An 8,470-nucleotide genomic window follows, 5' to 3' on the forward strand; every position below is an offset into this window, starting at 1 on the left:
TGGTAATTGTATGGCTGCTGTTGCTGGTACTGCTGCGGCCGTTGGTAATTGTACGGCTGCTGTTGCTGGTACTGCTGCGGCCGTTGGTAATTGTACGGCTGCTGTTGCTGGTATTGCTGCGGCCGTTGGTAATTGTACGGCTGCTGTTGCTGGTATTGCTGCGGCCGCTGGTAATTGTACGGCTGCTGCTGCTGGTATTGCTGCGGCCCGCGATAGTTGTCGTTCGGCCGCGGCGGCACCGGCGTGTAGTTCAGCCGCGGATACTGCTGATACTGTCCCGGCTGTGTGGTGTACGGTTGCTGATACTGAGCCGGCCGGGGATCGTTCACCGGCCGCTGATAGGGCGCGCCGTCCGTCCGGTGGAACACGACGGAGCCGCGCGTGTCGCCGTAGTGCACCGGCGCGTCGCCGCGATACGGGCCGGAGTACGCGCGGTACTCGGGCCGATAGTAGTACGAACGGTATGGGCCGTAATACGGGTACCGCTCAAAGCGTCCATCACGGTCGCGAACCACGAGGAATTCGAGCCCGCTGAAGACCGTGACGCCCAATACTATGCCCGCGAGCGGCGCGGCGGCAAAGACGACGGGGCACACGGCGGGGTACGGGCCGGCATACACCCGGTACTCGGGCCGGTAGTAGTAGCGGTAGTACTCGCCGTAGTACGGATAGCGCCAGTAATGGCCTCCGCTGTCGCGGACGAGGAGATAGATCAGCCCGGCGAGCGCGATCGTTCCAAGGACGACGCCGATGAGTGGAAGCGGAGACACGGCCTCCTGTTGAACCGGGAGCACTGCCGGTGCCACGCCTGCCTGCGTGGTCGTATCGATGCGGGTCGCGACGAACTCGTTGCCGCTCGGGACCAGCCAAACGGTCGCCTGACTGCCGACGTACTGCTGCAGGTCACAAAGCGAGATGGCTTGGGAATCGACTAGGACCGAGGTGTTTGGAGCCACCGCGATCGTATTGACACTGTCAGGAGTGGCGACGACGACCGTCCCTTGCTGACAGTCGACCGCCTGGATGGTGCCCTGGACCTGCACGGTGGACTGCGCGCTTCCCACGCCGGCAAGCCCAAGCAGCGGTACCAGCACCCCAAGTACGAGTGCGACCCACTTCCGCATCCGTTCCTCCGATCCGAGTCGCGATGCGCGCTTTCCCGGCGGGGCGCGATCCCGCCCGATCGGTCGGACCCGCGTTGAGGCAGCGCCCCCGCGCTCCGTTATGTCTGAAGCATATCGGGCGCCGTTGAATAAGTGATGAATAAATCATGAAATTGAGGGTGGAGCGGCGGCGGAAAAAGAGGAGGCCGTCCGAGCGGGGCGATCGCGTCGAGAAGGGGTGGTACTGACCGGGCGCCCGGCAGTTTGACCGGCCGCGAGTGCTGGTTCGGGTGGTGCCGCGGCCGCTTGTTGTCGGGTCTGTTTGCCGGGAAGGGGGTCCAGCTGGTACAACCGGGCGCCCGGCAGTTCTTGACCACACGCGAATGAAAACTGAGGTGAGCGTAGCACCCATGCATGAAGAAGCCGTGAAGATCTCATGGAGAAAATCCCCTTGCCGGCAGGCACATGCCGGGACGGCATGACTCGGACGCGGTGAGATGTCCCCGCGTCATGCCGCCAATGAGATGATGTTCGCCGGCGCCTAGCGCCGCGGCGGCGCGCTTGTGCAGGAAGCCCCGGCCTGTTGCGGAATCAGACAGCCTCATGGCGACCCTGGTCGTCCAAGCTCTGAACACGGCGGTGTACACCGCCGTGCTTTTCCTGATCGCCGGCGGACTGAGCCTCGTGTATGGGGTCATGCGGGTCGTGAACTTGGCCCACGGCAACCTCTACATGCTCGGCGCCTTCGTAATGGCATGGGCGGTGGGCGGCGCGGCCACCGGGGTCGTGCCCCCGCTGCTGCTCCTCCTGCTGCCGGTCGCCGGTGTGACCGTCGGGCTGGTGGGCGCCGTGATCGAACCCACGCTGCTGCGCCCGCTCTACAACCGGGCCGAAGAATATCAGCTGCTGCTGACCTTCGGACTGCTGCTCATTCTCGAAGACGCGATCAAGTTCGTGTTCGGGCCGACGCCGTTGTCGGCCAGCACGTTGTGGTCGGCCTTCGGACCCATCTCGGTGCTCGGCTCCGACTACCCCGCCTACAACCTGCTCGTCATCACCGTCGGAGGGGTGAGCGCCGTCCTGCTCTGGGCGTTCGTGTACCGGACGAGGTTCGGCGTGATGCTGCGGGCGACGTCGCAGAACCGGAAGATGGCGGTCTCGCTCGGCATCAACGTCCGGGCCCTCTACGTGCTCGCGTTCTCGATTGGGTGCCTCATGGCCGGGATCGCCGGCGCGGTGATCGTCCCCGTGCAGGGCGCCGTACTCGGCATGGGCGTGGACGCGCTCGTCCTCTCGTTCGTCGTCGTCGTCATCGGCGGGCTGGGGAGCCTCGAAGGCGCGCTGGCCGGAGCTTTCATCGTGGCGGTCGTGCGTACGCTGGCGATCACGTTTTTCCCGGAGCTCGAACTCGCGGTCCTGTACCTGATGGCGGCCGCCGTGCTGGTCACGCGGCCCGCGGGGCTGTTCAGCCGGTCGTCCTCGTGAACGACACCGCCGTCACGGCCGCGCGCCCCGCGAAGCCGGTCCCCGCCGGCGCCTATCTGGCGCCGCTCGCCGTGCTGCTGCTCATCATCCCGTACGTCGCGCCGGCCTACCAAACGATCCTGCTCTCGTACGGGCTGGCGTTCGCGATCGCGGCCCTCGCCCTCAACCTGCTGCTCGGGTACACGGGCCTCTTGTCGTTCGGGCACGCGGCGTTTTTCGGCGCCGGTGCGTACGCGGCCGGGTTCATGGGCAAGTACTGGAACATCGGCTCGATGGAAGTGTTTCTCGCCGCGGGGGCGCTGTCGGGCGTCGTCATCGCCGCGCTGTTCGGCATCGTGTGCGTGCGCTACACGAAGATCTTCTTCTCGATCCTGGTGCTCGCGCTCTCACAGGTGCTGTGGAGCCTGGCCTTCAAGCTGTTTTGGGTGACCGGCGGAACCGACGGCCTGCGCGTCCCGACGCCCACCCTGCTCGGCGGCCTCCTGGGGACGCCGGCCGACAAAGTGGCGTTCCTCTCGCACCAGTACTACTACTACACGCTCGGCGTATTCGCGATCTGCGCCGGCCTGATGTGGCTGATCCTGCACTCGCCGTTCGGCCAAGCCCTCCAGGCGATCCGGGACAACGAGGTCCGCGCCGAGTTCATCGGCATCCGCGTCCGCCGGTACCGCTGGATCGCGTTCGTCCTGTCCGGCATGTTCGCCGCGGTCGCCGGCACGCTGTGGGCGCCGCTCAACGGCCTCGCCACGCCGGAGGCGCTCTACTGGCCGTTCTCCGGGGAGATCGTCTTCATGGCCGTGCTCGGCGGCTTCCGGACGTTCTCGGGCCCGATCATCGGCGCGGTGGTGTTCAATTACCTTAAGGCGTACGCGGTCGGCCGCACGGAGTACTGGCAGCTGCTGCTCGGAGTCGTGCTGGTGATCCTCGTCATGGCGATGCCCGAAGGCATCATGGGCGCCCTCGGGCGGATCGGCCGCCGCGTCCGCGGGGAGAGCTGACATGGCGCAGCTGCTCGCCGCGCAGGGGCTTCGGAAGTCGTTCGGGGACAACCATGCCGTCGACGGCGTCGACTTCTTCGTCGAGCAGGACCGTCTCGTCGCCATCGTGGGCTCGAACGGCGCCGGCAAGACCACGCTTGTGAACCTGATCACCGGCCTGCTGGCGCCGGACGAAGGGACGATCGTCTTCGCCGGGCGCGACGTCACGACGCTGCCGGTCTTCGGCCGCATCAAGGCGGGAATCGCGCGCAGCTTCCAGCTGGTCAACCTGTTCGACCTCATGACGGTGCTCGACAACGTGCGGCTGGCCGTCTTCACGCGCGAGAACAAGACACACCAGGCGCTGCGCCTCGCCGACCGCGACCGGGAGTCCGAGGACGAGGCCCGCGGGGTCCTCGCCGACTTCGGCCTGGGGGACAAATGGAACGTCGCGGCCGGGGGGCTCGCGCAGGGAGAGCGGAAGCTGCTCGACGTCGCGCTGGCCTACGCGCTCCGGCCGAAGCTGATCCTCCTTGACGAGCCGACGAGCGGCGTGGGCACGCGCGAGAAGAGCCAGATTATGGACCGCATCGAGTCGGTCGTGCGGTCGCGCGGCCTCAGCGCGGTCATCGTGGAACACGACATGGACATCGTCTTCAAGTACTCGGACACGATGGTCATGATGCACGAGGGCCGCGTGCTGGCCGCCGGCGCGCCGGAGGAGGTCGTGCGCGACGAGCGCGTGGCCGCGATGCTCGGGAGGACCGCGGCGCGATGACCGAGCCCGGGACCGTGCTCGCGCTGCACGACGTCAACACCTACCGGGGCCAGGCCCACGTGCTCCGCAACGTGTCGCTCGCCGTGCACAGCGGCGAAACCGTGTGTCTGGTCGGCCGGAACGGCGCCGGCAAGACCACCACGATGGAAAGCCTGATGGGTCTCCTGCCCCTGCGCTCGGGTTCGGTGACGTACCACGGGCGGGAGATCACGGGGACCGCGCCGCACGTCCGGGCGCGGCTCGGCATCGGCTACGCGCCCGACGACTGCGGGATCTTTCCGGATCTGACGGTGGCGGAGCATCTGCGCATCGGGGCGTGGCTGGCCGGCACCGAACGCGCCAAGGACGGCGGCCGCGCGCGGCACAGCGACGCGATCGACGAGCTGTTTCCGGAGCTGCGGCGGCTCGCGCCGCGCAAGGGGCTGCACCTGAGCGGCGGCGAGAAGAAGATGGTCGCGATCGCCCGCTCCATGTCGCTGCTGCCGTCCGTGCTGCTCCTCGACGAGGCGTTCGAGGGCCTCGCGCCGGTCGTCGTGAACCGGTTCGCCGACGCCGTCCGCAAGATTCAAGACATGGGCATCTCGATGCTGATCGCCGAGTCGAACGTCGTGAGCGCCGCCAAAGTCGCCGACCGGCTGTACGTCATCGACCGCGGCGAGATCGTCTTCCAAGGCACGCCGGCCGACGTCTTTGCGAACGAGTCCGTCATGCAGATGATCCGCGGGTAGGGGAGCCCATGAAGGGAATCGCACGCGGCATCTTCGGCGTCTTCGCGACGATCTGGCGGGCGATCCGGGCGAGGCCGCTCGTCTTCGCCGGCGTCGCGCTGGCGGTCGTGGCCCTCGACATTTTCCTGCCCGTCATCGTGCTGTCGGTGTTCCGCAAGCCGTACGACTACTTCACGTTCAACCCCTGGCTCAAGCACGCGCCGGCGTGGGCGTTGTCACCGACCGTAACCCTCGCGCGCAAGATCGAGTTCCTCTCGAACGTGGCCATCTTCTGGTTCATCGCCAACAGCCCATACGACGAGCCGGCCTGGGGGTTCTCCGCGGGCATCCCCGACATCACCCGCTGGCTCTACATGGGCGCCGTGTTCGGGGCGTACTTCGCGCTGTGGTTCTACGCGCGGGCGCGGCGGACCGCCGGCCGGTGGGCGGCCTCGGGCGGCGGGCGCGGTGGGGCCGCCAGCGCCATTCTGAGCACGCTCGGTCTCTTCACGTCGCCGTGCGGGGTCACCGGATGCGGCGCTCCGATCCTTCCCGTCCTCGCGCTCGCCCTGCAGGGCCTGACGAGCGGCACGCTCACGCTGCTCGCGACCATCTCGCACATCGCCAGCGTGGCTGTGCTCTACGGGGCCACGCTCGCCGTGCTCGTGCTGGCGTGGCTGATCAACCGGGCCGAAACGGCGGGGCCGGCCGCGTCACGAACCGTGGACCGGGGACACACCGGGACCGCGCCCGCCTAGCCGGCAGACCCGCACAGCACCACATCCCGCCGCCGGGCGTTGCAGCGTCCGCGGCGCTTCCGTGACAGTTTTCCGCATGAAGGAACCTCCCCACGGGCGGCTAATGTACGCGGTTACCATTGCCCGGTGCCGGCCGGTTTCGGGCGGCCGGGTGGTTTCCGACGGCGTTTCGCACAGCCAACAGGGGGTGGGGAATTTTGGTCGATCAGAGCAGGACGGATAACAAGAAGCCGAAGAACGAGAAGAACGAAGTCAGCCGTCGAGATTTCTTCAGCCAGATGGGCATCACCGTGGGAGCAGCGGCCATCGGAGCGGCGGCCCTCGGGGGCGCGGCAGGGCACCTCGTTGATCCCGAACCCGTGCGCGCCCAGGGCAAGATTCCGGACACGCCGTACAAGGTCGGTCAGATGACCTTCTTCTCCGGGCCGGCCGCGGTGCTCGGGGAGCCGATGTACAAGGGCACGATTCTGGCCGTGGACGAGATCAACGCCAAGGGCGGCCTGCTCGGCAAGCGCAAGATCGAGGTCGTCAAGGCCGACGAGAACGCCGGCACGGACGCGAACGTCAAGGAGCTGCGGCGCCTCAAGGTCTCCGAGAAGATCGACTTCTTCACCGGCATCACGTCCAGCGGCAACACGCCGGCGCTGGGCCCCGTCGCGGAAGAGCTGAAGGTGCTCACCATCTTCGTTGACGGCTGCACCGACTTTCTGTTCGACAAGGCCGTCCCGGATCCGAAGTACATCTTCCGCATTACGAACATCCAGTCGGCCGACGGCGTCACCGCGGCGATCGCGATGGCGCAGACGTACCCGCACGTGCAGCGCATCGCACACATCCATCCCGACTACTCGTACGGCCGGAACGCCTTCCAGCACGTCAAGGTCGTGAGCGAGAAGCTGCTGCCAGGCTCGCAGGTCGTCATGGAGGGATGGCCCAAGCTCGGCACCACGGATTTCGCCGCGCACATCACCAAGGCGATCTCCGCGAAGCCGGACATCCTCTTCACCTCGGTCTGGGGCGGCGACTACATCGCATTCTATAAGCAGGCGCTGGGGTACGGCCTCTACAAGAAGATGAAGTACGCCACCACGCTGGCGCTCGGCGTCGCGCCGCAGGCGATCGGCAAAGACCACCCCGAGGGCGTGATCGGCGGCTGCCACGCGAACTACTACTTCACATTCCCGGCAGGCCAGAAGTGGCCGCTCAACAACGCATTCGTCAACGCCTACTACGCGAAGTGGAAGGAGTACCCGAACTTCCAGGCCGAGGGCGGGTACACCGCCATGCACATGCTGCACACGGCGATCCAGAAGGCGAATAAACTCACCGGCAGCTGGCCGGACGACGAGGCGATCATCGGCCAGCTCGAGGGCGCGGGCTACGCCGGCCCCGGCGGTTACGTGTGGTTCCGTCCGGACAACCATCAGGGCTACAAGGATGCAATGACCGGCTTCACCAAGAACTACCCGAACTACCCGTTCCAGACGATGGACACGAGCCGGGTCATCACGATCCCGATCCGGAGCATCACCGCACCGCCCGGCTGGCCGGCGCCGAAGGGCGACGACACCCGGACCTCCGACTGGATCAACAAGACCTGGCCGAAGGTTACGGGCTAGCCGGTCGCACGGTTATGAGGCGGGGGCCGCGGCATCCCGCGGCTCCCGTCTTGTTTTCACCGTGATGATGCTTCGTCGCTCAGCCACGGCCGCCGCGGTGGTGCTGGCGCTCGCCCTCCCCACGTGGGCCGGGCACGAGTCGCCATTCGACCCGTCGTATTACCCGCACGAGATCCGGATCGAGTCCATGACCGCGGCCGCCGCGGCGGGCCCCCTCGGTCGGGCGGCGATCCAGGCGATGGTCGGCGGCAACCCGTACGCGGGACGCGCGACGCCGCCCGACGTCACGCCGGTCGAGTCCCTCGATGCCTACGTCGTGCTGACCGTCAATACTGCCCGCCTTGCGGACCGCGATGCGCGCTGCGCCGCGGTGCGGCGGGCGACCGGACTGCTCGGGGCAAAGCACGGGTTCGTCTTTGCGCCGTACCCGGTGACGCCGTACCATCCCGATTATCTCGCCCACGCCGACCTCGCGGCGGCGGCACGACAGGCGGCCGCGCCGTCTGCCGGCGGCTCAGGCACCGGCAATCTGGTCGTGACCGCGGGCGAACCCGCGGCGGCGGCCCTCCTCGGTACAAGCGCGACGGCCGTGCCGGCCGGCGCCGGCTGGGACGTGCGCGTCGAAACGGTCTCCCTGCGCGACCTCCTCGCGGCGCACGCGACCCGATTTGCCGGATGGATCGGCCCGCCGTGGCTCAAAGACGGCTGGTACGATGCGTACCTCCTGATGGCCGGAAGCGTCAGCGAACGCGCGGCGCGCTCCGAGGTCGAGCGGGCGTTCGGTCAGCTCACCTCGGGGGAGCCGCGCAGCGAAACGGACTCGGTCAACCTCCAACGCCGCCTCGTATCGCTGCTCCGGCAGGGATGCGAGCGCGCCGTCGCCGGCTATACGACACGCCGGGAGTACTACAGCAGCGCCTATTCGCCCGGCATGGAGAACGTCGGCTTCGATGCCTACGACGGCTTCGACTCCGGCATCTTCGTCCGCACCGCCAAACTCAAGGACTTCCCCTGGAACGGTGTGCTGCGGCTCGGCATCGCGG

The 8,470-nt window shown here is 67.5% G+C and carries 8 protein-coding genes; 7 read left to right on the forward strand and 1 reads right to left on the reverse strand.

Features of this window, described 5'->3' with window-relative positions:
- Positions 1-1,124, reverse strand: a 1,124-nt coding sequence (locus VKT83_17115) for a hypothetical protein (GenBank protein ID HLY24188.1), incomplete at its 3' end; no start/stop codon positions are given.
- Between the two features lie 582 nt (positions 1,125-1,706).
- Between VKT83_17115 and VKT83_17120 the strand changes: the two genes are divergently transcribed.
- The 7 genes from VKT83_17120 to VKT83_17150 all read left to right on the forward strand — a co-directional run.
- Positions 1,707-2,588 carry a branched-chain amino acid ABC transporter permease gene (locus tag VKT83_17120; protein HLY24189.1) on the forward strand — a complete coding sequence of 294 codons (882 nt, stop codon included), beginning with the start codon at positions 1,707-1,709 and terminating at the stop codon, positions 2,586-2,588.
- The gene (locus VKT83_17125) at positions 2,585-3,586 is read left to right on the forward strand and encodes a branched-chain amino acid ABC transporter permease (GenBank protein ID HLY24190.1); all 1,002 of its coding nucleotides are present in this window, start codon (positions 2,585-2,587) and stop codon (positions 3,584-3,586) included. Before VKT83_17120 ends, VKT83_17125 begins: the two co-directional genes overlap by 4 nt.
- 1 nt (position 3,587) lies before the next feature.
- Positions 3,588-4,343, forward strand: a complete 756-nt coding sequence (locus VKT83_17130; protein ID HLY24191.1) for an ABC transporter ATP-binding protein — start codon at positions 3,588-3,590, stop codon at positions 4,341-4,343.
- Positions 4,340-5,071, forward strand: coding sequence for an ABC transporter ATP-binding protein (locus VKT83_17135; protein HLY24192.1), 732 nt, complete (start codon positions 4,340-4,342; stop codon positions 5,069-5,071). Before VKT83_17130 ends, VKT83_17135 begins: the two co-directional genes overlap by 4 nt.
- An 8-nt stretch (positions 5,072-5,079) precedes the next feature.
- Complete coding sequence (locus VKT83_17140) at positions 5,080-5,808, forward strand: hypothetical protein (GenBank protein HLY24193.1); 729 nt, start codon at positions 5,080-5,082, stop codon at positions 5,806-5,808.
- A 197-nt stretch (positions 5,809-6,005) separates the two neighbouring features.
- Positions 6,006-7,427 (forward strand): ABC transporter substrate-binding protein, encoded by a 1,422-nt coding sequence (locus VKT83_17145; protein ID HLY24194.1) that lies wholly within the window; start codon positions 6,006-6,008, stop codon positions 7,425-7,427.
- Positions 7,428-7,491: 64 nt separating this feature from the next.
- Positions 7,492-8,470 (forward strand): hypothetical protein (locus VKT83_17150; protein ID HLY24195.1); only part of this gene is annotated, 979 nt, incomplete at its 3' end.

This window comes from bacterium, assembly GCA_035308905.1.
Taxonomy (GTDB): Bacteria; Sysuimicrobiota; Sysuimicrobiia; order Sysuimicrobiales; family Segetimicrobiaceae; genus DASSJF01.

What these genes read in the sequence shown, in the direction of transcription:
- VKT83_17120 (HLY24189.1), top strand. Translation starts at nt 1,707, where the DNA reads ATGGCGACCCTGGTCGTCCAAGCTCTGAACACGGCGGTGTACACCGCC.
- VKT83_17130 (HLY24191.1), top strand. Translation starts at nt 3,588, where the DNA reads ATGGCGCAGCTGCTCGCCGCGCAGGGGCTTCGGAAGTCGTTCGGGGAC.
- VKT83_17135 (HLY24192.1), top strand. Translation starts at nt 4,340, where the DNA reads ATGACCGAGCCCGGGACCGTGCTCGCGCTGCACGACGTCAACACCTAC.
- VKT83_17140 (HLY24193.1), top strand. Translation starts at nt 5,080, where the DNA reads ATGAAGGGAATCGCACGCGGCATCTTCGGCGTCTTCGCGACGATCTGG.